This is a genomic window from Agrobacterium tumefaciens (assembly GCF_009649785.1).
In the GTDB taxonomy this organism is placed as follows: domain Bacteria; phylum Pseudomonadota; class Alphaproteobacteria; order Rhizobiales; family Rhizobiaceae; genus Agrobacterium; species Agrobacterium tumefaciens.
Window position 1 is genome coordinate 25,502 of sequence record NZ_WJOK01000018.1, and the last position, 25,816, is coordinate 51,317.

A 25,816-nucleotide genomic window follows, 5' to 3' on the forward strand; every position below is an offset into this window, starting at 1 on the left:
TTATCACTCTTGGAGGTTCAAGACTGTGGCGCCGGCGCGGCATCGACATTGTCCCGGAAAAAGCGGGGACGGATGCGCAGCCATGCAAGGTGGAGCAAAAGCGCCATGAGCGCCAGCGCCGCAACGGTGGAAATCAACAGGAACGTATCGTTATAGGCGAGCACATAGGCTTCCTTGGTAACCTGCTGGCCAAGGAGGGAAAGCCCCTCGGCCTTCAGCAGCGCCGGATCGGTGATGACGTGGCTGTAGGCGCCGGAAAGTTGCGACACGCGCTGGGCGACCAATGGGTTGGTGAGCAGGATATTTTCCACCAGAATATTGGAATGGAATTTTTCGCGCAGCGTCACGAAACTGCCGAGCAGCCCGGTCATCAACATCGATCCGGTGATCTGGGTGAACAGGAAGATGGTGATGAAATTCACCAGATAGGGCGCTCCGCGCGCAAGTGCGGCAGCGAACCCCTTTGCCATAACGGGCGGCAGGAACATGGCCGCACCGAAGGCGATCATCATCTGGCTCAGATACATCTGCGCTGGCCGCGTCAGGTTGTTGGACTGGCTGTCCAGAAAAGCGCCGGCCGCAATCAGGGTAAGCGCAATCACATGAGCGGTATCGACATATTTCGTCAGCATCAGCCAGGCACAGGCCGCACCGCCGAGAACCGTCGCCAAAAGCACCAGAGCATAAAGCGTGATCGTCTGGTCGTTCAAAAGGCCAAGCTGCTGGTAGAAACTCACCGCCGTCGAGGATTGCTCGGAGGAAACTGCACGGTAGATGAGAAGGACCGCTATGACATGCAGGTTGGTTTTCGAAAAAATCCAGCGCAGGTCAAGCAGCGGGTTCTTGCGCGGCAACTCGATGACGACCATCAGCGTGAGAAGCGTGATCGACGTGGCCAGGAGCACGCCCAGCCACCATGTTTCGAACCACCAGTAAAACCGGCCAAGCGTGAGCATGACCGCGAGACAGCCAAGGCCACCCGCGAACAGAAGGTAGCTCAGAATATCCGTGCGCTCGATGACTTTCGCCCGCGGCGGCGGCGTGACTTTCAACAGGTAGATCAAGGCGAGCGAGATCAGCGCGAAGCCCATTTCCATCGTGTAAAGGGCATTCCAGCCGCCTATTTGCAGCAAGGAAGGCGAGACGATGCGCGCGAGCGGTGCAGACAGCAAGGTTCCGGTGAGCGCGATGCTGAAGCCCAGCGAGAATTTCCGCGCCGGCGGAAAGGCCTCCAGAATGTAGAGAAAGCCGAGCGAAGAAAGAGGTGCCGCCGCCATGCCGCTGAGGAAGCGGATGACGATCGCCGAATGCAAATCTGTCACGAACAGGTTGAGGCAGGAGGCAACCACGAAGACGATGATCGAAAGTTCGGCAAAGGGACGCAGGCCATATTGCGTTCGCACCTTGAACAGCGCGATGGAAAACGTGGCATAGGGGGCCATATAGGCGGCGGAGAGCCAGGCGACCTCAGCCACCGTGGCGGAAAATTCGCCCTGCAACTGGTATAGATTGGCCATGACGAGGTTCATGCCCAACCCTTGCGTGATGAAGAACGCCAGGCCCGCGAAGATGAAACACAGCCGCAGCCACACTGGCCGCTCCACCGGTTGCGGCGCGGCGGCCGCAGCAGCAGATTCCGGCACGTTCGCCGGCTTTACCGTAACGTCGACATTTTCAGAGGCGTTCTCGTCTGCCGTTTGCGGCACCACGGTACTCACGATTGCGCCCTCCCGCTTGCCAGATTTTGCAGATTAGCCGAAAGCCTGCGCATGACATCCAGCGCCATCGCCAGATCCTGCGAGGAAACATCGGCGGCGATTTCAGAACGGAGCGATTTTGCCACCGCCTGCACCGTTTCGGAGGTTTTCTCGCCCTCCTCCGTCATGTGGATGCGTTTGGCACGGCGGTCGGTTTCGTCGGAGCGTCGCTCGATGAGGTTCTGTTTCTCCATGCCGTCAAGCACGCGCACCAGCGTCGGCGTTTCGATTTCCATTTCCTCGGCAAGCTCCGTCTGGGTCAGCGGCCCACGTCGCGACAGCGCGAAAAGCGCACGCGCACGCGCCAAAGTCAGGCCGCTTTCCCCTACCCGCGCGTCAAAAAATGCGCGCAGCTTGCGGGTGAAGGCGGACACCTCGTCCAGAAGCTGTTCCTTGTCGGTTTCGCGGGACATGTCAGCAAGCCTTATAATTAGCACACTACTTATTTTCTGCCTATTTATTTGGAAGCCTGCCGATTTTCAAGTTTCTTTCACGTCGGGTCTGCCATGCGATAAACTCATGGCAGCGAATCACGTTGCCGGGAATTTCCCGCACCTTGTCCCCACCCGCCTGTGGATTGCTGGGGACAACTGAAGATGTGATCCAGCTTCGCAGACAGGACGTCAGGCTGCCATAGAGTGTTGCAACAATATCATTGACTGCCATGGCCAAGGAAGCCAAACCCGAAGTGTAGTGGCAAGGCAAAGGGAGATCGTGCAAACCATGAACGACGCTGTGAGAAAGATCACCCCCGCGCAACCGGCGGAACCGCATTACCGCGAGGCGCCGAACAATATCGAGGCCGAACAGGCGCTGCTGGGCGCCATCCTCGTTAACAACGACGCCTATTACCGCGTGTCGGACTTCTTGAAGCCCGTGCATCTTTACGAACCGCTGCACCGCAAGATTTTCGAAGTGGCGGGCGACATCATCCGCATGGGCAAGACCGCCAATCCGGTGACCATCAAGACCTTCCTGCCCGCAGACGACAAGGTCGGCGACCTGACGGTGGCGCAATATCTGGCGCGTCTGGCGGCAGAAGCCGTTTCGATCATCAATGCGGAAGATTACGGTCGGGCGATCTATGATCTGGCGCTGCGCCGCGCGCTGATCCAGATCGGCGAGGATGTCGTCAACATCGCCTATGATGCGCCGCTGGACATGCCGCCGCAGGCGCAGATCGAAGACACCGAGCGCCGCCTGTTCGAACTGGCGGAAACCGGTCGCTACGATGGCGGCTTCCAGTCGTTCAACGATGCGGTGGCGCTGGCGATCGACATGGCGGGCGCCGCCTTCGAGCGTGACGGCAATCTTTCCGGCATTTCCACCGGCATCCACTCGCTCGACGCCCGCATGGGCGGCCTGCAGCGTTCCGACCTTATCGTACTTGCCGGTCGTCCGGGTATGGGCAAGACCTCGCTTGCCACCAACATCGCCTATAACATCGCGGCGACCTACGATCAGGAAGTACAGCCTGATGGTTCGTTCAAGGCGAAAAACGGCGGCGTCGTCGGCTTCTACTCGCTCGAAATGTCGTCCGAACAGCTGGCAACCCGTATCATTTCAGAGCAGACGGAAGTGTCTTCCTCGAAAATCCGCCGCGGTGACATTACCGAGGCCGATTTCGAGAAGCTCGTCGCCTGCTCCCAGATGATGCAGAAGGTGCCGCTTTACATCGACCAGACCGGTGGTATCTCCATCGCCCAGCTTTCCGCCCGTGCACGTCGACTGAAGCGCCAGCGTGGTCTTGACGTCCTGGTGGTCGACTATATTCAGCTGATGACCGGCGCCGGCAAAAGCGGTGAGAACCGCGTGCAGGAAATCACCCAGATCACCACGGGCCTTAAGGCGCTCGGCAAGGAACTCAATGTTCCCATCATCGCGCTTTCACAGCTCTCCCGTGCGGTGGAAAGCCGTGAAGACAAGCGCCCGCAGCTTTCCGACCTGCGTGAATCGGGCTCGATCGAGCAGGACGCCGACGTGGTGCTGTTCGTGTTCCGTGAGGAGTATTACGTCAAGAACATGGAGCCGCGCGATATTTCCGATCCGAAATATGCCGAGTGGGAGGCCCTGTTCGACAAGGTGAAAGGCACCGCGGACGTCATCATCGCCAAGCAGCGTCACGGACCCACCGGCACAGTGAAACTCGCGTTCCAGTCCGAATTCACCCGCTTCGCGGATCTGGCCGACCCGAGCTTCAGCCAGTACGAAGAGCATTGATCTGAACCGAGGGCGGAAACAGGTCAGCGTTTCGCCCTGCCTGCTCTAAATCGAAACTGGGGAATCTCTTCAGAACTTTGGCGGGATTGCCTCACAATCCGATTCCGCGCAAAAGCGCCACGGTGACGACGCCGAGCGTTGCGGCTGGCAGCAGGCTGAGGCGGAGCGCCGCGACTGCCGTCACCGCGCAGGCGATTGTTTCCGCCATTCCGCTTGAGAATGCCGTTGGCGTCACCACAGCCATCAAGACCGCAGGCGGAACCACGCCGAGCGCTTTTTTCAGACGCGGCGTCAGGGTGAAATGGTTGACCAGCAGCAGACCCCCAAGACGCGTAGCGACGGTGGCCGCCATCATGGCGAGAATCGCCAGCAGGGTGTTCGTATCAAGCGTCATGCCGGCTGCTCCACCTTGTCCTCGCGGCCGAAGGCTGCGACGGAAAGCCCCGCAAGCGCACCGGCGGCTATGTACCAGGCGCCTGGGACCAGCGCGTGCGTGACAAAGGCAGCGGCAGCGCTTGCCAGCAGCACCAGGCCGGTTTCCCTGCCCTTCCAGAACCCCATCAGCAGCACGATGAACACGGCCGGAAAAGCGAAGTCCAGACCGATAACCGTCATGTCCCCCATCACCGAGCCTAAAAGCGCGCCCGTGAGCGTGGCGATGTTCCAGACGAGGTAGATTGACAGCGCAGCGCCGGTGAAAAATGCGGCCGTCAGCCTGCCGGCAACTGCCCTGAATTCCGATAGCGCCCAGGATTCGTCCGTCAGCACCAGCATGGCCGCATATTTTCGCCAGCCGGTAAAATCATCGAGCTTGCCAGCGATGGAAGCGCTCATCAGCACATGGCGAAGATTGACCAGCAGCGCGGCAAAACCGAGCGCGCTCCAGCTTGCCGGATGCGTCCACAGATCCAGGGCGACGAATTGCGAGCCACCTGCAAAGACGAGAATCGACATCAGCGAGGCTTCCAGCGTCGACAATCCCTTGCCGACCGCGACTGCACCGAACACGGCGCCGATCGGCACCATGGCGACCAACAGTGGTGCCGCAGCTCTCAGGCCTGCGCCAAGCTCTGCACGTTTTTCCAGTACGGACATTGCATTCTCCTTTTCAGAGACATGCGATTACGCCTGCAAGTTTTTCCAGTCTTGAATGAAAGTGACGTTGCGCTTCGGAATGGCCACCAAAATCACGCCGTCCGGAATTGTCCCGGCGTGACGCCGGTGCGCGTCTTGAAATGCCGCGTAAAATGCGCCTGATCGGCAAAACCGCACAGCGCAGCCACCTCGGCCGGCATTTCGCCGGAACGCAGAAGACGGCGCGCCCGCCTTATGCGCACATCCGTCAGATAGGCATGCGGGGTGATGTGGAACTCCTTGCGGAAGGCCCGGATGAGATGCGCGCGGCTGAGACCAGCGATGGACGCCAATTCCTCAAGGCCGATATCGGTCTCGTAATTATCGGAGAGATAGTCGCGGGCGGTATGGACCGCCGTCTTCTCGCGGGTTTCAACGGCCAGGATAATGGCGCTGCCATGCCTGCCGAACAGTGCCGCCAGAACCGAGAACATGCCCTCGTCTGCCTCAAGAGCGCCGGACTTGGCCTCCAGCCTGCGATGCGCCATCTGAAAAGCGGCGGCCATCTGCGGATCACGCGGGAGAAACCTTGGAAAGGACGGCATTCCGTGGAAAGCCCTGCCCGTCACATCCTCGATAATATCACGCAGCAGCGATGCGTCGGGATAGATCATCCGATAACGATAACCGCCGCCACCCGGCGCACCATCGTGAATCTCGTCCGGATTGATGAGATAGAGATGCCCCGGCCCGGTCTGTTCCCTGGTGCCCTGAATGGTGGAAATCTGCGAGCCGCTTTCGATCGCGCCGATCGAGAAGGTATCATGCGCGTGCGGCGAATATTCATGTGTCAGGAACGTCGCGCTCAGACATTCCATGCCGCTAAAACGTGGGTCGCGCCAGAAACGCGTCGTTTCCGTCGCTGCAACCGGCATGACGTCTATGGCCTGTTCCTGCGAAACATTGTGCATAGAACGACTTTAAACCAATCGGTCATTACCGTCTTGAACAAAAGTGCTAGGGTCCGAACCGGTTCCAAATCAACCGGACGCATGGCATGACAGACGACTTCGAAGACACATTTCCCGAACACGAAACCGACGCTTTCGAACATGCGCCGCTGAGGCTGACCGTCGATCTCGGCGCGCTTGCCGACAATTGGCGCGACATGAAAAAGCGGTCCGGCAAGGCGCGGACGGCGGCTGTCGTGAAAGCAGATGCCTACGGGCTCGGTATCGAGGATTGCGGCGCGACGCTCTACCATGCCGGCGCACGCGACTTCTTCGTGGCAACGGTGTCCGAAGGTGCGACCTTGCGATCCTATGCACCGGAAGCGCGCATCTTCGTGCTGTCAGGCATCTGGCAGGGCCAGGAGCGTCAGGTCTTCGACAATGATCTCGTGCCGGTTCTGGCCTCGGAGGAACAGCTTTCCTTCTGGATGGCGACAGTTGCCGAACGCGGCGAACACCCCTGCGCGCTGCATGTGGATACCGGCTTCAACCGGCTTGGCCTGCCGCTGGACGACGCGCTGTTTCTGGCAGACGACGTGACCCGGCCTGCGAGTTTCGATCCGGTTCTGGTGCTCTCCCACCTCGCCTGCGCCGACACGCCGTCTTCGCCCATGAATAAGGTCCAGCTCGAATCATTCCGCAAGGTTAGCGCCGCTTTCGAAGGAATCGAATCAAGCCTTTCCGCCTCTGCCGGGATCTTTCTGGGACCGGATTATCATTTCGATCTCACCCGCCCCGGCATTGCCCTTTACGGCGGCGAGGCAATCAACGATGTGGCAAACCCGATGCGGCCCGTCGCAAGGGCCGAAGCGCGGATCATCCAGATTCGCGAGGCCGGCGAAGGCCAGACAGTCAGCTATGGCGGCACCTATTTGCTGAAACGGGCGAGCCGCCTTGCCATCGCTTCCGTTGGTTACGCGGACGGATACCAGCGGTCGCTTTCCGGTTCCGGCATTCCATTGCGCGAAATGGGCCATGGCGGTGCTTACGGCGTAGTCAACGGCCACAAGGCGCCGGTCGCCGGTCGTGTAACCATGGATCTCACTATTTTCGATATCACGGACATACCGGCAAACGCTGTCCGCACCGGCGATTATATCGAGCTTTTCGGCCCGAAAGTGCCGCTCGATGAGGTGGCGCGCGCCGCCGGCACCATCGGTTACGAAATGCTGACGGGGCTTGGTTTGCGCTACGAGCGGCAATATCTGATGGCTGACGACTGAACCACGTCTTTAGCTCTTGGAAAGCGGAAGCGACCTGTGCTAAAAGAGAACAAAAGGAGATCGAAATGCCCGAAATCCATTTGAGCGAACAGGACGAAAAGTTCATCGAAGAGCAGGTGGCTGCGGGTGTCTATAGCGATGCGGACGCCGTTATTCATGCGAGCCTGCAATTACTGAGCAGCGATGAAAGAAAAAGAGTCGCGCTTAAATTGCTGATACAGGGCATTGACGACGCTGAAGCAGGCCGGGTTCACCGCTATGCCTCACAAGACGTCTTCCTGAGCGATATCAAACGCGTTTCCGTGCAGCAAAAAACGGGGACCGGTCATTAAAATCCGGACCCCAATCTGGACCACGCGGGCAAGGCGCGATCTTGCCGAAGACCATGGGCCGGGCTTCGCAGTATTGCCTATCGTGGGCGCGTCATCTTCTTTCGTGTTGACGAGGCCGATCTAACCGTTCTGCGCTTGCTGCACCGCCACCAGGACAATTCCGCCAAAGATTTCAAACAAGAAGAAAACTGACATAGATGGCCAAAGCCAAGACCCAATTCGTGTGCCAGAACTGCGGCACGGTTCATACCCGCTGGGCGGGAAAATGCGAAGGCTGCGGCGAATGGAATACCATCGTCGAAGAAGACCCGATGGGCGGCATCGGTTCCGGCCCCGGCAAGACGCCGAAAAAAGGCCGGGCGGTCGCGCTTACGGCGCTTTCGGGCGAGATCGAGGAGGCGCCGCGCATTCCGACCGGCATCAGCGAACTGGACCGGGCAACCGGTGGCGGTTTCGTGCGCGGTTCGGCGGTGTTGATCGGCGGCGATCCCGGCATCGGCAAATCGACCCTGCTGATGCAGGCGGCAGCTGCCCTTTCACGGCGCGGACATCGCGTCATCTATGTTTCTGGCGAAGAAGCGGTAGCGCAGGTGCGTCTGCGCGCCCAGCGGCTGGGTGCGGCGGAAACCGACGTGCTGCTGGCGGCAGAAACCAATGTCGAGGATATTCTGGCGACGATTTCCGAGGGCAAGCGCCCCGATCTCGTCATCATCGATTCCATCCAGACGCTATGGAGCGACACGGCCGATTCCGCTCCCGGCACGGTAACGCAGGTGCGCACCGGCGTGCAGGCAATGATCCGTTACGCCAAGCAGACGGGCGCGACCATGGTGCTGGTGGGCCATGTGACCAAGGAAGGCCAGATCGCCGGTCCCCGCGTGGTGGAGCACATGGTCGACGCCGTGCTTTATTTCGAAGGCGACCGCGGCCACCATTACCGCATTCTGCGCACCGTCAAGAACCGCTTCGGGCCGACGGACGAGATCGGCGTGTTTGAAATGTCCGATCGCGGATTGCGCGAGGTCTCAAACCCGTCCGAACTGTTCCTTGGCGAGCGCAACGAGAAATCTCCCGGTGCCGCAGTCTTTGCCGGCATGGAGGGCACCCGTCCCATTCTGGTCGAGGTGCAGGCGCTGGTCGCGGCCACCTCGCTCGGCACGCCGCGCCGCGCCGTGGTCGGCTGGGACAGTTCGCGGCTCGCCATGATCCTTGCCGTGCTTGAAGCCCATTGCGGCGTGAAGCTCGGTCAGCACGACGTTTATCTGAACGTCGCCGGCGGATACCGCATTTCCGAACCGGCTGCGGATATGGCGATAGCTTCTGCGCTGGTTTCCTCGCTTGCCGGTCTTGCCCTGCCCGCCGATTGCGTCTATTTCGGCGAGATCAGCCTGTCGGGCGCGGTACGGCCAGTCTCGCATACGGGCCAGCGTTTGAAAGAAGCTGAAAAACTCGGTTTCTCCGCCGCACTTCTGCCGTCTGCTTCGGCTGAATTGCCGAAAGCGGGCAAGGGGCGCTGGACGGAAATAGAAAGCCTGCCGGACCTCGTGGCGCGCATCGCCGGTTCCGGCAACCGGTTCAAACAGGTTGAGGACGACTAAGATTGATCCTTTCGCCAAGGGAAACAGTGGTGTAAGAGGATCGCACAATTGGCAAGGCAGCGCCTGACAGGGCGTCGCACCTCCGGAGTTGGTATATGCCCATTACAATTTTCGACGGCATCGTCATCGCCGTTGTTCTTTTCTCCGCCATTCTCGCGATGGTGCGCGGTTTTTCCCGCGAGATTCTGTCCATCGCGAGCTGGGCCGGTTCGGTCGCCGCCGCCTATTATCTTTTCCCGATCCTGCTGCCCTATGCACGCAACTATACCGATGACGATAAGATCGCCATCGCCGGTTCGGCAGGCGTCGTCTTCCTCATCTCCCTTGTCGTCATTTCCTTCATCACCTCGCGCATTGCCGATTTCATCATCGACAGCCGCATTGGTGCGCTGGATCGCACGCTGGGTTTCCTGTTCGGCGCAGCGCGCGGCATTCTCTTGCTGGTCGTCGCGGTTGCCTTCTGGAACTGGCTGGTGGATGTGAAGACGCAGCCGCAATGGGTAACCCAGGCCAAGTCCAAGCCTTTCCTCGACGGGCTGGTGGGCAAGCTGGAAGCGGTTCTGCCTGACGATATCGAGCCGCAGATCCGCGCCCGTATCCTCGGAAAACCGCAGGAACCGGCAGCCGCGCAGACGCCTGCGGAAGATGTACCGGCGACAAATCCGCCGGCAACGAATAATTGACACAGTGTCGCGCCTTGCAATGCATGCAAGGCGCGCTATTTGTGCTAAATATCAAGCACGACACAGACTGGCCGACCGGGAGACAAGCTCACCGGAGAGGTCTTTCGTTTTTCTCGGTAGAGAGCAAGGGCAAGCCGGATGATTGAGCCGCTTTCGCATTCCACTTTCAATGAAGAGATCGACGGCGACACGCTGCACGAAGAGTGCGGCGTGTTCGGCATTCTCGGCCACGCCGATGCCTCCGCCCTGACTGCACTCGGCCTGCATGCGCTTCAGCATCGCGGCCAGGAGGCAGCAGGCATCGTCTCCTTCGATGGCAAGCGCTTCCATCAGGAACGCCATATGGGCCTCGTCGGCGATCATTATACCGATCCGGCAACCCTTGCCCGCCTGCCCGGCTCCATCGCTATTGGCCATACCCGCTACTCCACAACAGGCGAAGTGGCGATGCGCAACGTGCAGCCACTGTTTGCCGAGCTGGAAGAAGGCGGCATTTCGATTGCCCATAACGGCAATTTCACCAATGGCCTGACGCTTCGCCGACAGATCATCGCCACCGGCGCCATCTGTCAGTCGACATCGGATACCGAAGTCGTGCTGCACCTCATCGCCCGTTCGCGTCACAGCTCCACTGCCGACCGTTTCATCGACGCCATCCGCCAGATGGAAGGCGGCTATTCGATGCTGGCGATGACCCGCACCAAGCTGATCGCAGCCCGCGACCCGATCGGCATCCGCCCGCTCGTCATGGGTGAGCTGGACGGCAAGCCGATCTTCTGCTCGGAGACCTGCGCTCTCGATATCATCGGCGCGAAATTCGTGCGTGACGTCGAAAACGGCGAAGTCATCATCTGCGAAATTCAGCCGGATGGTTCGATCACCATCGATGCGCGCAAGCCTTCGAAGCCGCAGCCGGAGCGTCTCTGCCTGTTCGAATATGTTTATTTCGCTCGCCCCGATTCCGTCGTCGGCGGCCGCAACGTCTATACGACGCGTAAGAACATGGGCATGAACCTTGCCAAGGAAGCGCCGCTGGAAGCTGACGTTGTCGTTCCGGTTCCCGATGGCGGCACGCCGGCAGCGCTCGGTTTTGCGCAGGAAAGCGGTATTCCGTTCGAATACGGAATCATCCGCAACCACTATGTCGGCCGTACCTTCATCGAGCCGACGCAGCAGATCCGCGCTTTTGGCGTCAAGCTCAAGCATTCCGCCAACCGGGCGATGATTGAAGGCAAGCGCGTGGTGCTGGTGGATGATTCGATCGTGCGCGGCACGACTTCATTGAAGATCGTGCAGATGATCCGCGAAGCGGGCGCGAAAGAAGTGCATATCCGCGTTGCCAGCCCGATGATCTTCCATCCGGATTTCTACGGCATAGACACGCCTGATGCCGACAAGCTGCTCGCCAACCAGTATGCCGATGTGGACGCCATGGCGAAATTCATTGGCGCCGATTCGCTTGCCTTCCTGTCGATCGACGGTCTTTACCGCGCCGTCGGTGGCGAGAACCGCAACAATGCGCGTCCGCAATTCACGGACCATTATTTTACCGGCGACTACCCTACGCGCCTTCTCGACCAGAACGGCGAGGCGATGGGCAGCAAGATTTCCGTGCTGGCCAGCAACGGCTGATAATCTCGAAATAACAAGCGGCCACCGGCTTCCGGTGGCCGCTTTTTTGTGGCGGGCGATTAAAACAGTACCCGCTGCGGCGTTTTGATCGCTTGCGGTTGGCGTCAGGGGCTTCATAAAACAAGCGGAATGAATTTCGGAGGGGGCAAAATGACCATCAATCTCAGGGGCAGGATCGCGCTCGTCACCGGCGCGTCGCGCGGTATCGGCTATTTCACGGCGCTGGAGCTTGCCAAGGCCGGTGCGCACGTCATTGCCTGCGCCCGCACGGTCGGCGGCCTCGAGGATCTGGACGACGCCATCAAGGCCGTCGGCGGCACCGCGACGCTGGTTCCCTTCGATCTCGCCGACATGAACGCCATCGATGCGCTGGGCGCCAATATCTTCGAGCGCTGGGGCAAGCTCGATATTCTGGTCGCGAATGCCGGTGTTCTCGGCGTCATCTCGCCGGTCGGCCATATCGAAGCGAAAGTCTTCGAAAGGGTCATGACCATCAATGTCACCGCTACATGGCGGCTGATCCGCTCTGTCGAACCGTTGCTCCTGCGATCGGATGCCGGGCGCGCGTTGATCCTGTCTTCGGGTGCTGCCCATAGCTGTCGTCCCTTCTGGGGCGTCTATTCCACCTCCAAGGCCGCCGTTGAGGCACTTGCCCGGACCTGGGCTGCGGAAACCGATAAAACCGCGCTGCGCATCAACAGCATCAATCCCGGCGCGACACGCACCGCCATGCGCGCCCAGGCCATGCCCGGTGAAGACCCCGCAGACGTGCCACACCCTTCTGAAGTTGCCGCCGCCATTGTTCAACTCGCCTCGCCTGAGCTTACCGAAACCGGCAAGCTCTTCGTGGCGCGTGAAGGCAAATTCCTGGATTACCGCCAGCCGGAATAGGCTTTTGGTCAAGGCGGTCTCTTAAGGTGCTTCTGGCGCCTGCGAGAAACGCTTGACCGCGAAACACCGGCACGCCATAAGGCAAGGCATGAAAACAACGATCTGCACCTGCTGCTGAATAATTTTTGCTGGTTCACCACCGGCCAGATCGTTTTCGTCTCCCCGCAAGGTCCAACAGACAAACGGTCCGGCCAGGACAATTGACTGCCTTTAGGGAACGCCCGCATGTCCTTGCGCCTGAAACTCCACAACACCCTGACACGCGAAAAGACGGAATTTGCGCCGATCGACGCCGACAATGTGCGCATGTATGTCTGCGGACCAACGGTTTACGATTTCGCCCATATCGGCAATGCGCGCCCGGTCATCGTTTTCGATGTTCTTTACCGGCTGCTGCGCCACGTCTATGGCGAAAGCCATGTGACCTACGCCCGCAACATCACCGATCTCGACGACAAGATCAACGCAAGGGCGTTGCGCGACTATCCGCATCTGCCGCTGAATGACGCCATCCACGCGGTGACGAAAAAGACCGCCGACCAGTTCCATGAGGATGTGGCAGCACTCGGCTGCCTACAGCCGACCGTTGAACCGCGCGCCACCGACTACATCGCCGAGATGATCGACATCATCGAGAAGCTGATCGCGCGCGGCCATGCCTATGCGGCGGGCGGCGAAGTGCTGTTCGACACCCGCTCGATGGCCGATTACGGCCAGTTGTCCAAACGCCCGCTGGACGAACAGCAGGCCGGCGCGCGCGTGGCGGTGGAAGCACACAAGAAGACCCCCGGCGATTTCGTGCTGTGGAAACTTTCCTCTGATAATGAGCCCGGCTGGGAAAGCCCCTGGGGCCGCGGCCGTCCGGGCTGGCACATCGAATGCTCGGCCATGGCCGGTCGCTACCTCGGCGAAGTGTTCGACATTCACGGCGGCGGGCTCGATCTCATCTTCCCGCATCACGAGAACGAAATCGCGCAATCCCGCTGCGCCCACGGCACGCAGGTGATGGCCAATGTTTGGATGCATAATGGCTTCGTGCAGGTGGAAGGCCGCAAGATGTCGAAGTCCGAGGGCAACTTCGTGACCATCTATGAATTGCTGCACACCGAAAAATTCGGCGGCCGCCAATGGCCGGGCGAGGTTCTTCGCCTTGCCATGCTGATGACGCATTACCGCGAGCCAATCGATTTTTCGGTAAAGCGTCTCGAAGAGGCCGAACGTCTTCTCGCCAAGTGGCCGGCGGCCGAAGCCTCCGACGCGGCACCGGATGAAACCGTGCTTGATGCGCTTGCCGACGACCTGAACACGGTTGCCGCCGTGCAGGCGCTTCACGCGCTGGCACATGCCGCCAACACCGATCCTGCCCGCCTGCCCGCCTTTGCGGCCAGCGCCGCCCTGCTCGGCGTTTTGCCGAAGAAAGCGGAAGTGGACGAGGCCATCGTTTCAGCCGTCGATGCTCTGGTGCAACTACGTCTGGAAATGCTGAAGGTGAAGAACTTTGCAGAGGCGGATCGTTTGCGCGACGAGCTTTCCGAGAAGGGCATTCAGTTGAAGGATGGCAAGGATAAGGAAACCGGGGAACGGACGACGACCTGGGAGTTGAAGCGGTAATTTGCTGCTGCGGCTTGGGACTTACCCCCCCTCTGCCCTGCCGGGCATCTCCCCCTCAAGGGGGGAGATCAGATGCCGCGCGCTAGTGCGATAAGGCCCCGCGCATTCCATAGGCAGGGTGCTAGCCGCTTGTCGATCTCCCCCCTTGAGGGGGAGATGCCCGGCAGGGCAGAGGGGGGTGATGCCCCACGACAGGCCCTTGATTTCGTCCACACCATGCTACAATCTCGCGGCAACAGTTCAAGTCGCGAGCATCCCAATGCCCCATGCCAAGGTCAGCCCCCGACATCGGAAACATGCTCGGCAGATGCGCAAGGTCATGACAGGCGCCGAACTCAAGTTCTGGAACGCCGTCCGTGCCCATCGTCTTGCAGGTCTGTCTTTCAGACGCCAGCTGCCTGTCGCAGGATACATCGTTGATTTCACCTTCCCGTCGCATAAGATCATTGTCGAGTTAGACAGGTTTCAGCATGCGGAAGATGCTGCGGCAGACTATGATCGGCAACGAACGGAGACGCTGGAGCAGTGTGGCTGGCGGGTTCTGCGTTTCTGGAACGAAGATGTTGTGAAAGACATCGACAATGTCTGTCTCCACATTATCCGAACGGTGAAGGAGAGCCAACCATGACCACCTACACCGGCGGATGCCAGTGCGGCGCGATCCGGTTCCGCGCGACCGGCGATCTCAAGGACAGTTCCATCTGTCATTGCCGCATGTGCCAGAAGGCTTTTGGGGCCTATTATGCGCCGCTGGTTTCGGTGCGTGAGGTCGAATTCGAATGGACACGTGGCGAACCCAAGCGCTTCCAGTCATCCAGCGTCGTCAAGCGCGGCTTCTGCCCCGAATGCGGCACGCCGCTGACCTATGAGGCGCCGGATGGCATGGCGGTTGCGGCCGGTGCTTTCGACGATCCCGCCGCCTTGCCGCCCACCATTCAGTGGGGCGTGGAACGCAAAATCGATTTCGTCGACAGCATCCACACGCTACCCGCCGTCCCAACGGAAGACGATCTGACCTCGGTCGACTATCTGACCCATCTCGTTTCCTACCAGCACCCCGACCATGACACCGAGAGCTGGCCCCCGGAGAACAAACGATGAGCGAAACAGGCTTTTCCGGCGGCTGCCAGTGCGGCGCCGTGCGGTTTCATGCGGGCAAGATCGGTCGCCCCTCCATTTGCCATTGCCGCATGTGCCAGAAGCATTTCGGCAATTTCTTCGGTGCACTCGTCACCGCCGATCAGGCGCATCTGACATGGACGCGCGGCCAGCCTTCCCTCTTCCGTTCATCTGCGAAAATCCATCGGGGCTTCTGCAACAAATGCGGCACGCCGCTGACCTATCATTATCCTGGCGGCGTAGAGATCGCGATCGGTGCTTTCGATCATCCGGAGCGGATCGAACCGCAGGTGCAGGTCAATATCCACAAGCGCATGCCCTGGATCGAGCAGCTGTTTTCAAAACCTGCAATCGAGCAGAGCGTCGATGAGGCTGATATCACCTCCTTCCAACACCCGGACCACGACACCAAGGTCTGGCCGCCGGAAGACGACCGCGCATGAACGGTTCAGAAATCTTCAGCGGCGGATGCCAGTGTGGCGCCGTGCGTTACCGGATCGATGGCGGGTTGCGCTATCCGCATCTGTGTCATTGCCGCATGTGCCAGAAGGCATCGGGCAACTATTTCATGCCGCTTGCAGCAAGTACCCGCGCGAAGTTTGAAATGACCCGTGGCGAGGCTTCGTGGTTCCAGTCGTCCGATCACGTGCGGCGCGGTTTTTGCGGACGGTGCGGCACGCCGCTTTTCTATGTCATGCCGGACGCCGATTTCATCAACATCACGCTTGGTTCGCTGGACGAGCCGGAGCTGATAAAGCCCGAGGCGCAATCAAATCTCGACAGCAAAATGCATTGGTTCGGTGACCTTGACGGCTTGCCGGTCGAGCCGGAAGCTGCGCCGGATGAAAACCGGCTACCGGTCAACAACCGGCAACACCCGGATCGTGACACGGCCGAATGGCCACCCGAATGAAAGTAAGACATGACCGAAGAATTGCGCAGCTTTTACCCCGAGATCGAACCCTTCGAGAGCGGCATGCTCGATGTCGGCGATGGGCACACGATCTATTGGGAGCGGGTTGGTACACGCGGTGCGAAACCGGCGGTTTTCCTGCATGGCGGTCCGGGCGGCGGGGTAAATCCCACGCATCGCCGCGTTTTCGACCCGGCACTTTACGACGTCATCCTGTTCGATCAGCGCGGCTGCGGTCGCTCCACGCCGCATGCGGAACTGGAAGCCAACACCACCTGGCATCTGGTTGCCGACATTGAGAGGCTCCGCGCGCTGTGCGGCTTTGAAAAATGGCTGGTTTTCGGCGGCTCCTGGGGCTCGACGCTGGCACTCGCCTATGCCGAGACTCATCCCGAACGCGTGAGCGAACTGGTGCTGCGCGGCATCTACACGGTCACCAGGCCGGAACTGGACTGGTATTACCAGTTCGGCGTTTCTGAAATGTATCCCGATCGCTGGGAAAACTTCATAGCGCCAATTCCTGAAGCCGAGCGCGGCGAGATGATGCAGGCCTATAATCGCTATCTCACCGGTACGGACGAAGCCAAGAAACTCGAATGCGCGCGAGCATGGAGCCAGTGGGAAGGCGCAACCATCGCCCTTGTTACCGATCCGGCGCGCGTCGAGGATTTCGGCGAGGATAAATACGCCATCGCCTTCGCACGCATCGAGAACCACTTCTTCGTCAATGGCGGCTGGCTGGAGGAAGGGCAATTGCTGCGCGATGCCGGCAAGCTTCGCGATATTCCGGGCGTCATCGTGCACGGGCGTTACGATATGCCCTGCCCGCTGAAATATGCCTGGCGGCTTGCCAAGGCCTGGCCGAAGGCGGATTTCCATATTGTCGAGGCAGCCGGGCATGCGCTGAGCGAACCCGGTATTCTTGACCAGCTGATCCGCGCAACCGATCGTTTCGGGGGGAAATAGGCAGGCCTTTCAGATGCTTGAAGCGGCCTGATGAGATAACGATTCACGCAGATTTTTGTGAGTGGATCATCCGTTCGGTCGCAAAGTCGCCTGTTTCAAGAGCAAATCGCCTTTTATTCATGCAGTTTTTCTCATGAACGCTTCACGGAAATGAATTGGCCCGCGCTACGCCGATCCGTTATGAAGGGCAATCCCTAATAATTGGCGGTACTCCCATGGCACTCGATAAAACGCTTCCGGCCCAAGAGGGCGGCGATAGCGCACGCGGTTTTGCTTTCGCGCTCTCCGCATATCTGCTGTGGGGATTCCTTCCCATCTACATGAAGGCGGTTGCGCATATTTCGCCGATAGAGGTCATCGTGCACCGCGTCATCTGGTCAGTGCCGATCGGCGCCGCCGTCCTCATCGCTCTCGGTCGCACGGCGGAAATCCGCACTGCGCTGAAAACCCCTAAAATGCTCGCCATGGCAAGCCTCACGGCCGCGCTCATCAGCATCAACTGGGGCATCTATATCTGGGCGATCGGCGCGGGCCGCGCACTCGATGCCGCGCTCGGCTATTTTATCAATCCGCTGTTCAGCATCTTCCTCGGCGCGGTACTGCTCAAGGAAAAGCTTTATCCGGCGCAGATCGCCGCCATCGGCCTCGTGGGGCTGGCCGTTGCGATCCTCACCTGGCATGCGGGCAGCCTGCCATGGGTTTCCATTGCGCTCACCGTGTCCTGGGGTTTTTACGCCTTCTTCCGCAAGACGCTGCCAATCGGCGCCACACAGGGCTTCCTGCTTGAAGTCATGCTTCTTTCCGTTCCGGCCGTGCTGGTGCTGGCCTGGCTTGCCATTAGCGGACAGGCGCATTTCATGGCCGGCAATGCGACCGACACCTGGCTGCTTGCGGCCAGCGGCATCGTCACCGCCGTTCCGCTTATTCTTTACGGCAATGGTGCAAAGCTTCTGCGGCTGTCGACTATCGGTATCATGCAATATATCGCTCCGACGATGATCTTCCTCATCGCCATCTTCATCTTCAAGGAACCGTTCGACATGGTGCGGATGGCGGCCTTTGCAATGATCTGGGTGGCGCTGGCGATCTATACCGCATCTAGCCTGATGCGGCTGAAGCGATAACCTTCCGCGTCATGCCAGCTCTCCACATTCCCGTATCTGTAACGGGAATGCGGGTCTTCAATAATCGACCAGCAATTGCGGTGTCGCGTCATAACCGAAGCGCGGCTTGACGCCGAGAAGTCCAGCCGTCTGGGTGATGATTTCACGGGTCATGGGTGCGGCCGTCGAGGCAGCCGTGCGTCCTCCGTTCACGCCGGTCCTGGGGGCGTCGATCATCGTCAGCACGACATATTTCGGCTTGTGCATCGGAAAACCGGCAACGAAGGCGTTGAAATTGATATCCTTGGCATAACGGCCATTGATGACCTTGTCGGCGGTTCCGGTCTTGCCGCCAACGTGAAATCCTTCCACCTGCGCACCCCTGCCCGACCCTTTGATGCCGTTCCAGTTGAAAAGGTAACGCATATCGGCGCTCGTCTTTCCGTTGATGACGGTGCGGGAAAGCACTGCCGCATCCTCTCGGGAACGCGGCAGGAAGGTCGGCGAAATAAGGCTGCCGCCATTGATGAGCGCAGCTGCTGCCACCGCCGTCTGCAAAGGCGTAGTGGCAACGCCATGACCGAAGGAAATAGTGACGGAATTGATCTTCTTCCATGTTCTCGGCTGGGTTGGCGTGGCAACGCCAGGCATTTCCGTATCCATTCTGGAAAGAAGTCCCAGTTTCGTCAGGAACTGCTGGTGGCCTTCGACCCCGACCTTGTCGGCAACAGCCGCCGTGCCGATATTCGATGAATATTGAAACACTTCCGGGATCGACAGCGGGCGGTTCCGACCCTTGAAATCCTTGATGGTGAAGCCACCCATGCGGATGGGCCGCGACGCGTCAACCACCGAGTTGAGCGTTATGGCACCTGCATCCAGTCCCATTGCAAGTGTGAAGCTCTTGAAGGTGGATCCCATCTCGAAGGTCGCATTGCTCATGCGGTTGAACCAGCCCTTTTCATACTCCCTGTCGATGCTGCCATCGGCAAGGGTGCGGGAAGGCTCGTTCGGGTCGTAATCCGGCACCGATGCCATGGCCAGCACCTCGCCCGTCTCCACATCCAGTATCACTGAACCGGCAGCCTCCGCCTGATAGGCGGTTTTCGCCTTGAGCACGACCTCACGCACGATGTTCTGCACCCGCAGATCGATCGACAACCTCACCGGCTCCAGCGGTGCACCGCTGGCAAGGCCGGTCGCGCGCAAGTCGGCCAGTCCCTGCTGGTCGAGATAACGTTCCATCCCCGCAAGGCCCTGATTGTCGACATTGACGTGGCCGATGATATGCGAGGCTGCGGGGCCACCCGGATAAAAGCGCCGTTTCTCCGGCCGGAAACCGATGCCGGGGATGCCGAGGTTGAGAATATCGGCCTGCTGGCGCGGCGTCAGCTGGCGCCGCAGCCATTGAAAGCCGGTGTCCGAGCGCAATCTGCGGTGCGTCTCGCGCCAGTCGAGATTGGGGATGACGGTTGCGAGCTTCTCGACAACCTCATCCGCGTCCACGACCCGGCGCGGATCCGCATAAAGCGACACCATGTTGAGATCGGTCGCGAGCAGCGTGCCGTTGCGGTCGAGGATATCGGGACGGGAGGCGACTGCTGTAGCGCCGGTATTGATCCATGCGGTCGCGATGGGTTCGGCAAGGCCGTATTGGACAAGCCGTGCTGCAACGACGCCATAGATAACGGCAAAGACGGCGATCAATATTCCGAGTCGCTTTTTCGCGTCCACCCGGCGGCGGGCAGCGGAACCGAGGATCGCATCCCTGCCCTGAAACGGACTTCTCTGAATAATAAAATGCGTCCGGCTTTTCAGCCGCACCAAAAAAGCAATCATTCCCCAATGAGCCCCGCTATCATGGCGGCGAAAATCAAATTCCGCGCTCAGCCTACGCCTTGTAGACGCTGGCACAGGATCGGGCGCGGAGCCATGAAAACAGCGGGCAGGGCGATGCCGCAGTCAAATCTCTATTAATATACACTTAAAATTGTAACGAACCGCGTGGCGGCCCGTTAACATTTATTCGATGCCTAGAGACGGGAGATTACCGAGGGGTCGCCTTCCGGGTTCTGCTGCGCAAGCGCCCGGTCGATGATGGCGGGCACGATGTCCTTGACCTCATCGATGACCAGCGGGTTCAGAAGATGGGCGCGATGGATGAAACCCTGATCGCGCATATGCTGCACAAGTTCCAGCATCGGGTTCCAGAAGCCGTTGATATTGGCGAAGACAATCGGCTTGGCGTGACGACCGAGCTGCGCCCAGGTCATGATTTCGACGATCTCTTCCAGCGTGCCGACGCCCCCCGGCAGCGTTACGAAAGCATCCGAGCGCTCAAACATCATATGTTTGCGCTCATGCATGTCCTTGGTGACGATAAGCTCGTCCAATTGTCCGAGAGAATGGCGTGTAGCCTCCATATCGACCAGAAATTCCGGTATGATACCCGTTACTTCGCCGCCGTTGGAAAGAACGCCGCTGGCGACCGCGCCCATGATGCCCTTGGTGCCACCGCCATAGACCAGCCGAATGCCGTTTTCGGCAATGGATTTCCCAAGCGCGCGGCCTGCTTCCATGTGAGCCGGGTCACGTCCGGGCTGGGAGCCGCAATAAACGCAGATGGATCGAATCGCTGTATTTTTGTCCGTCATGATGGGAAGGAACTATGCCGGATGCGACACGTCAAGAAAATTTGGGAAATCCCTTGCAAATATGGCCTTTTACGGCCACGCCGCTTGTCTGGGGCAAGGTAAGACGCTAGCAATCTCAACTCGTGTAGAAAGCTTACAATACCCGGAGATTCCAGGATGAAAAACAATAAAGCCGGTTTGCTGGCACTGATCGTGCTGGGCATCGCGTCCCTGCTCATGATCTTTTTCGTCCTGCCGAGAATTTCCAATGACGGCAAACCGATCGGCGATGCCATCAACGAAGCGGGCAACGCGGTGAAGAACAGCGTTGAAATGGGCAGCGACAAGGCGGGAGACATCCTGTCCGACGCTGCTCAGGAGACCGCCAATATCGCCGACAAGGTCGGGCGCCTCGCGGCTTCCGCAACCCAGTCGATCAAGGATCTGACCACGCTTTTCGCCGATAGCAAGGTTCCGTCCGACGCCGACTTTGCGGCAGCACGCAAGAAGGTCGAGGCATCGCTCAAGGAACTGACCAATATCGAAATTCCCGAGACGCTCGATGAAACGACGTCGCGCCTCATCACCACGGCGCGCACTGCGGCCGAACGCACCACCGCTTTCCTGCGCGGTCTGCCGGATAGTGCAGCGGCGGCGGCAGCACAGGTCCGCCGTCTGGCGGGCGTCTTCACCGGCACCGACGATGGCGCTGCACAGCAGACCCAACCCGCCGCTCCTGCCGCCGATGCAGCGCAGTCCACATCGGGCGCACCGACCTTTGACGTGCTTCGCGTCGAGCCCGATGGTTCGGCTGTGGTCGCAGGCAAGGCACAGCCCGGCTCTAAACTGGAAATTCTCAGCAACGGCAAGGTGATCGCGCAGACGACCATCGACGGATCGGGCGATTTCGCCGCCGTTTTTGACAATCCGCTACCACCGGGCGACCATGAGCTGGTGCTGCGCTCGACCGACGCCAGCGGCAAGGCTACACAATCCGAAGAAGTCGCAACCGTTTCCGTGCCCAACGGCAAGGCGGGCGAACTCTTGGCGATGGTGTCCAAGCCCGGTGAAGCAAGCCGCGTGCTAGCAATGCCGGAGGCGGCACCTTCAGCACTCCAGCCCCCGCAAGCCGCGCAACCGGGTCAGTCGGCAACAGCTGCCGCCACCACGACGCCCGCGCCTGCCGCTGGTACCCCGGCCCCGTCCGCTGCCGCCGCTCCTCTGACTTCGACAGTTCAGGTAACCGCCGTCGAATTCGAAGGCTCGAAGATTTTCGTTGCGGGTTCCGCGCCTGCCGCTTCGAGCGTGCGCGCGCTGGTCGACGACAAGGAAATCGGCAAAAGCACCACGGAGGCCTCCGGCCATTTCGTCATCGAGGGCAATGTCGATCTTTCCGTCGGCAGCCATATCATCACTGTCGAAGAGCTGAATGCCGATGGCACGGTGAAGGTGCGCGTGCGCGTTCCTTTCGAGCGCCCGCAGACCGACCAGGCAACCGTCGCCATGCAGGCACCGGCCGCAACGCCATCCGCCGCCACGACGACCGCGCCCGCTGAAAACCAGAGCACGGCAAGCGACCGCGCTGCATTCGAAAAGCTGCGCACGGATGTCGCCAAGGCCTTCGGCATTCTGTCCAATCTCTACAAGGATCAGGCCACACCGGCGCTCGACCAGGCCATTGCCGGCCGCTCCGCCGTGGTGATCGGCCTCAAGTCGCTCTCCGAGTTCCGCACTGCCGCCGGCACCGAGCCGTCCTTTACCGCCTTTGCCGGCGATATCGCCGCCAAGGCACGTCAGCTGCTGACATCGGTAGAGGCATGGCCGAACGACGTTGCCGGGATCGGCAAGGGCATCGCCACGCTGGCAAGCCGCCTTGCCGACCTCCACATCATCGCGCCGCCCGCACCTGCACCGCAGGCGCCCGCCGGTCCGCAGACCTTCGAGCAGCCGCCGCTTGCCGAAAGCCAGAACAGCGTCATCATCCGCCGCGGCGATACGCTGTGGCAGATTTCCCGCCGCGTTTACGGACAGGGCGTGCGTTACACCACGATCTACCTCGCCAACGAGGATCAGATCAAAAATCCTGACCTGATCGAGCCCGGCCAGATTTTCGGTGTGCCGGAGAAGGCCCTGCCGAATGCGGAAGAACTTCATCGCAAGCGTCTGAAGAGCGGTTCCTGATCGTTCAAGACATTGCGGTGACCCCGCAACAACCCTACCTGTGACAAGCACGGCGGCTTTCCAGAGCCGCCGCCCTGCTGTCGGCTTCCGGCAGTGCCCGGAGCAAATGATGGCCACTAAGAAAAAAACCATTTCGGCGGATTCCAGCAATCCCACGCAGACCCTCATCAACCTCTGGCCCTACATGTGGCCGGAAGGCCGCCTTGACCTGAAAATGCGGGTAATCTGGGCGACGGCATTTCTCGTTATCGCCAAGCTGGTGCTGATCCTCGTTCCCTATTTCTTCAAATGGGCAACGGATGCGCTGAACGGCAAGCTGGACATGGTCGGGCTGGTTCCGGCCTTCCTGCTCGGTGCTGTCGCGCTTGTCATCGCCTATAATCTGACGCGGCTGATACAGGTCGGGCTCAACCAGCTGCGCGATTCGCTGTTTGCCAGCGTCGGCCAGCATGCCGTGCGCCAGCTCGCCTACCGAACCTTCGTGCACATGCACCGGCTTTCCCTGCGCTTCCATCTGGAGCGCAAGACCGGCGGGCTTTCACGGGTTATCGAGCGTGGGACCAAGGGCATCGAAACCATTGTCCGTTTCACCATTCTCAACACCGCACCGACCTTCATCGAATTCCTGCTGACGGCGATCATTTTCTGGACCTCCTACGGCTTTTCCTATGTGCTGGCCACGGTTGTCACCGTCTGGGCCTATATCTGGTTCACCGTGCGGGCCAGCAACTGGCGCATCTCCATTCGCCGCGCCATGAACGACAGCGATACCGACGCCAACACCAAGGCGATCGATTCACTGTTGAACTTCGAAACCGTCAAATATTTCGGCAATGAGGAGATGGAGGCGAAGCGCTTTGACGTCGCCATGGAGCGTTACGAAAAATCGGCGATCTCGATCTGGACGTCGCTCGGCTGGCTGAACTTCGGCCAGGGCGTGATCTTCGGCATCGGCTCCACTGTCATGATGGTGATGTCGGCGATGGCCGTGCAGCGCGGCGAGCAGACCATCGGCGATTTCGTGTTCATCAACGCGCTTCTGCTGCAGCTTTCGGTACCGCTGAACTTCATCGGTTTCGTCTATCGTGAAATTCGCCAGGGATTGACCGACATCGAACAGATGTTCGAACTTCTCGAGGTCGAGGCCGAGGTTACCGACAGGGCGGATGCGAAGCCGCTTGTGGCCGGACCGGGTGCCATTTCCTTCCGCGACGTGTATTTCGCCTACGATCCGGAAAGACCGATCCTGAAGGGCATTTCCTTCGATGTGCCTGCGGGCAAGACGGTGGCGATCGTCGGTCCTTCGGGTGCCGGAAAATCGACGATCTCGCGGTTGCTTTATCGTTTCTACGATATTCAGGAAGGCGCCGTCACCATCGACGGGCAGGACATTCGCGACGTGACGCAAAAGAGCCTGCGCTCGATGATCGGCATGGTGCCGCAGGATACCGTGCTGTTCAACGATACGCTCGCCTACAACATCCGTTACGGACGCCCTTCGGCAACGACCGAGGAGGTCACGGCAGCGGCGGATGCGGCCCAGATCAGCGCTTTCATCGGCAAACTGCCGGAGGGTTACGCCACCATGGTTGGCGAACGGGGCTTGAAACTTTCCGGCGGCGAAAAGCAGCGCGTGGCGATTGCCCGAACCATTCTGAAAGCGCCGCCGATCCTCATTCTCGATGAAGCGACCTCTGCGCTGGACACCCATACGGAACAGGAAATCCAGAGCGCGCTTGATATCGTTTCGAAAAACCGCACGACGCTGGTCATCGCCCACCGCCTCTCCACCGTCATCGGCGCTGATGAAATCATCGTGCTGAAGGAAGGTTTGATCGCCGAGCGAGGAACCCACGCCTCGCTGATGGCACAGAACGGGCTTTATGCCTCGATGTGGAGCCGCCAGCGCGAAGCCATTCGCGCAGAGGAAATGCTGCGCCATGTTCGCGAAACCGACGATCTTGGCGTTGTGGACCGCGGCGAACCCGCGCATTGACGGGCATAAACACCTGACAACAGGGCGGCACACCAACCGGACCATTGCCGGGCGGGGAGTTTGGCTGTAACCAGCTAAGCGAACTTTGTCGCATGCCCGTATGGATGATGTCGTATCACGACCATATGCAGACGCGGCAGGCGGAAACCGGAGCAAGGAAACTTATGAATCTGTTCGACACCATTCGCAACACCATCGTACCGATCCACAAGGAAGGCTACGTCTTCGTGGCCGCCTTCTTCGTGGCATCGCTGGTGCTCGGCTGGATATCCGAACCGCTGTTCTGGGTCGGTCTGGTGCTGACGGCCTGGTGCGCCTACTTCTTCCGCGACCCCGAGCGCGTGACGCCGCAGGATGACGACCTGATCATCAGCCCTGCCGATGGCAAGGTGTCCGCCATCCAGACCGTCGTTCCGCCGCTGGAGCTGGAACTCGGCAAGGAGCCGATGGTGCGCATTTCGGTGTTCATGAACGTGTTCAACTGCCATGTGAACCGCGCGCCCGTGCGCGGTCGTATCGTCAATGTCGCCTACCGCCCCGGCCTCTTCCTCAATGCGGAAGTGGACAAGGCCTCAGAAGACAATGAGCGCAACGGCCTCGTCATCGAGACAGCGCATGGCAAGGTTGGCGTGGTGCAGATTGCCGGCATGGTCGCCCGCCGTATCGTCTGCTGGGTCAAGCCGAATGAACCAGTTGATGCCGGCGAGCGTTTCGGTCTTATCCGTTTCGGTTCGCGCCTCGATATCTTCCTTCCCGAAGGTTTTCAGCCGCGCGTTTCGGTGGGCCAGACGGCAATTGCCGGCGAAACGGTTCTGGCCGAGTTCGGCTCCGCCAAGGGTCCGGTCCTTAGCCGTCGCGGCTGACGAAAACAGGA

The 25,816-nt window shown here is 59.9% G+C and carries 25 protein-coding genes; 17 read left to right on the plus strand and 8 right to left on the minus strand.

All coding sequences use genetic code 11. The features are described 5' to 3' along the window. Positions 1-17: 17 nt before the first annotated feature. The 3 genes from GH784_RS18665 to GH784_RS18675 are packed head-to-tail and all read right to left on the minus strand — an operon-like array spanning position 18 to position 2,423. A complete protein-coding gene (locus tag GH784_RS18665; RefSeq protein WP_065704792.1) occupies positions 18-1,718 on the minus strand; it encodes an MFS transporter in 1,701 nt (566 codons plus the stop codon). Further along, a complete protein-coding gene (locus GH784_RS18670) occupies positions 1,715-2,170 on the minus strand; it encodes a MarR family winged helix-turn-helix transcriptional regulator (RefSeq protein ID WP_003512359.1) in 456 nt (151 codons plus the stop codon). Before GH784_RS18670 ends, GH784_RS18665 begins: the two co-directional genes overlap by 4 nt. Positions 2,171-2,210: 40 nt before the next feature. Next, positions 2,211-2,423 (minus strand): hypothetical protein, encoded by a 213-nt coding sequence (locus GH784_RS18675; RefSeq protein ID WP_127966030.1) that lies wholly within the window; start codon positions 2,421-2,423, stop codon positions 2,211-2,213. 57 nt (positions 2,424-2,480) lie between these two features. Here GH784_RS18675 and GH784_RS18680 point away from each other — a divergent pair, with 57 nt between their 5' ends. Continuing rightward, positions 2,481-3,977, plus strand: coding sequence for a replicative DNA helicase (locus tag GH784_RS18680; protein ID WP_003512358.1), 1,497 nt, complete (start codon positions 2,481-2,483; stop codon positions 3,975-3,977). 91 nt (positions 3,978-4,068) lie between these two features. Here the strand turns inward: GH784_RS18680 and GH784_RS18685 are convergent, their stop codons facing one another. The 3 genes from GH784_RS18685 to GH784_RS18695 all read right to left on the minus strand — a co-directional run bounded on the left by GH784_RS18685 (position 4,069) and on the right by GH784_RS18695 (position 6,022). Next, entirely contained in the window at positions 4,069-4,371 is a 303-nt protein-coding gene (locus GH784_RS18685; RefSeq protein WP_003512357.1) for an AzlD family protein, read from the minus strand. Next, complete coding sequence (locus GH784_RS18690) at positions 4,368-5,072, minus strand: AzlC family ABC transporter permease (protein WP_065704794.1); 705 nt, start codon at positions 5,070-5,072, stop codon at positions 4,368-4,370. Before GH784_RS18690 ends, GH784_RS18685 begins: the two co-directional genes overlap by 4 nt. A 92-nt stretch (positions 5,073-5,164) precedes the next feature. Continuing rightward, complete coding sequence (locus GH784_RS18695) at positions 5,165-6,022, minus strand: AraC family transcriptional regulator (protein ID WP_065704796.1); 858 nt, start codon at positions 6,020-6,022, stop codon at positions 5,165-5,167. A gap of 86 nt (positions 6,023-6,108) precedes the next feature. Here GH784_RS18695 and alr point away from each other — a divergent pair, with 86 nt between their 5' ends. From alr to rarD, 13 genes are all read left to right on the plus strand, one after another. After that, positions 6,109-7,284 carry an alanine racemase gene (gene alr / locus GH784_RS18700; RefSeq protein ID WP_065704798.1) on the plus strand — a complete coding sequence of 392 codons (1,176 nt, stop codon included), beginning with the start codon at positions 6,109-6,111 and terminating at the stop codon, positions 7,282-7,284. A gap of 65 nt (positions 7,285-7,349) precedes the next feature. Next, entirely contained in the window at positions 7,350-7,616 is a 267-nt protein-coding gene (locus tag GH784_RS18705) for a type II toxin-antitoxin system ParD family antitoxin (RefSeq protein ID WP_065704800.1), read from the plus strand. 197 nt (positions 7,617-7,813) lie between these two features. Continuing rightward, positions 7,814-9,214, plus strand: coding sequence for a DNA repair protein RadA (radA, locus tag GH784_RS18710; RefSeq protein WP_003512347.1), 1,401 nt, complete (start codon positions 7,814-7,816; stop codon positions 9,212-9,214). A gap of 95 nt (positions 9,215-9,309) precedes the next feature. Then, positions 9,310-9,897 carry a CvpA family protein gene (locus tag GH784_RS18715; RefSeq protein WP_003512345.1) on the plus strand — a complete coding sequence of 196 codons (588 nt, stop codon included), beginning with the start codon at positions 9,310-9,312 and terminating at the stop codon, positions 9,895-9,897. A 138-nt stretch (positions 9,898-10,035) separates the two neighbouring features. Then, positions 10,036-11,529, plus strand: coding sequence for an amidophosphoribosyltransferase (gene purF / locus GH784_RS18720; RefSeq protein WP_003512343.1), 1,494 nt, complete (start codon positions 10,036-10,038; stop codon positions 11,527-11,529). Positions 11,530-11,679: 150 nt separating this feature from the next. Beyond that, positions 11,680-12,420, plus strand: coding sequence for an SDR family NAD(P)-dependent oxidoreductase (locus tag GH784_RS18725; protein WP_065704804.1), 741 nt, complete (start codon positions 11,680-11,682; stop codon positions 12,418-12,420). 225 nt (positions 12,421-12,645) lie between these two features. After that, entirely contained in the window at positions 12,646-14,031 is a 1,386-nt protein-coding gene (cysS, locus tag GH784_RS18730; protein WP_065704806.1) for a cysteine--tRNA ligase, read from the plus strand. Positions 14,032-14,290: 259 nt separating this feature from the next. After that, positions 14,291-14,659 (plus strand): endonuclease domain-containing protein, encoded by a 369-nt coding sequence (locus tag GH784_RS18740; RefSeq protein WP_083211673.1) that lies wholly within the window; start codon positions 14,291-14,293, stop codon positions 14,657-14,659. Beyond that, positions 14,656-15,132, plus strand: coding sequence for a GFA family protein (locus GH784_RS18745; RefSeq protein ID WP_065704808.1), 477 nt, complete (start codon positions 14,656-14,658; stop codon positions 15,130-15,132). The genes GH784_RS18740 and GH784_RS18745 overlap by 4 nt, the downstream gene beginning before the upstream one ends. Beyond that, positions 15,129-15,593, plus strand: coding sequence for a GFA family protein (locus GH784_RS18750; protein ID WP_003512324.1), 465 nt, complete (start codon positions 15,129-15,131; stop codon positions 15,591-15,593). The genes GH784_RS18745 and GH784_RS18750 overlap by 4 nt, the downstream gene beginning before the upstream one ends. Further along, positions 15,590-16,063 (plus strand): GFA family protein, encoded by a 474-nt coding sequence (locus GH784_RS18755; protein WP_065704810.1) that lies wholly within the window; start codon positions 15,590-15,592, stop codon positions 16,061-16,063. Before GH784_RS18750 ends, GH784_RS18755 begins: the two co-directional genes overlap by 4 nt. 9 nt (positions 16,064-16,072) lie before the next feature. Further along, entirely contained in the window at positions 16,073-17,029 is a 957-nt protein-coding gene (gene pip / locus GH784_RS18760) for a prolyl aminopeptidase (protein WP_065704813.1), read from the plus strand. A gap of 215 nt (positions 17,030-17,244) precedes the next feature. Then, positions 17,245-18,153, plus strand: coding sequence for an EamA family transporter RarD (rarD, locus tag GH784_RS18765; protein ID WP_003512314.1), 909 nt, complete (start codon positions 17,245-17,247; stop codon positions 18,151-18,153). Between the two features lie 57 nt (positions 18,154-18,210). Here rarD and GH784_RS18770 read toward each other — a convergent pair whose 3' ends face one another. Continuing rightward, positions 18,211-19,971 (minus strand): peptidoglycan D,D-transpeptidase FtsI family protein, encoded by a 1,761-nt coding sequence (locus GH784_RS18770; protein ID WP_038490500.1) that lies wholly within the window; start codon positions 19,969-19,971, stop codon positions 18,211-18,213. Between the two features lie 194 nt (positions 19,972-20,165). After that, the gene (locus tag GH784_RS18775) at positions 20,166-20,786 is read right to left on the minus strand and encodes an LOG family protein (protein ID WP_065704815.1); all 621 of its coding nucleotides are present in this window, start codon (positions 20,784-20,786) and stop codon (positions 20,166-20,168) included. 156 nt (positions 20,787-20,942) lie between these two features. Between GH784_RS18775 and GH784_RS18780 the strand changes: the two genes are divergently transcribed. The 3 genes from GH784_RS18780 to GH784_RS18790 all read left to right on the plus strand — a co-directional run bounded on the left by GH784_RS18780 (position 20,943) and on the right by GH784_RS18790 (position 25,805). Further along, positions 20,943-22,946: a LysM peptidoglycan-binding domain-containing protein gene (locus GH784_RS18780; RefSeq protein WP_065704817.1), complete on the plus strand. Its 2,004-nt coding sequence runs from the start codon at positions 20,943-20,945 to the stop codon at positions 22,944-22,946. Between the two features lie 109 nt (positions 22,947-23,055). Continuing rightward, positions 23,056-24,942 (plus strand): ABCB family ABC transporter ATP-binding protein/permease, encoded by a 1,887-nt coding sequence (locus tag GH784_RS18785; RefSeq protein ID WP_065704819.1) that lies wholly within the window; start codon positions 23,056-23,058, stop codon positions 24,940-24,942. Between the two features lie 125 nt (positions 24,943-25,067). Next, the gene (locus GH784_RS18790; RefSeq protein WP_076844018.1) at positions 25,068-25,805 is read left to right on the plus strand and encodes a phosphatidylserine decarboxylase; all 738 of its coding nucleotides are present in this window, start codon (positions 25,068-25,070) and stop codon (positions 25,803-25,805) included. Positions 25,806-25,816 lie beyond the last annotated feature (11 nt).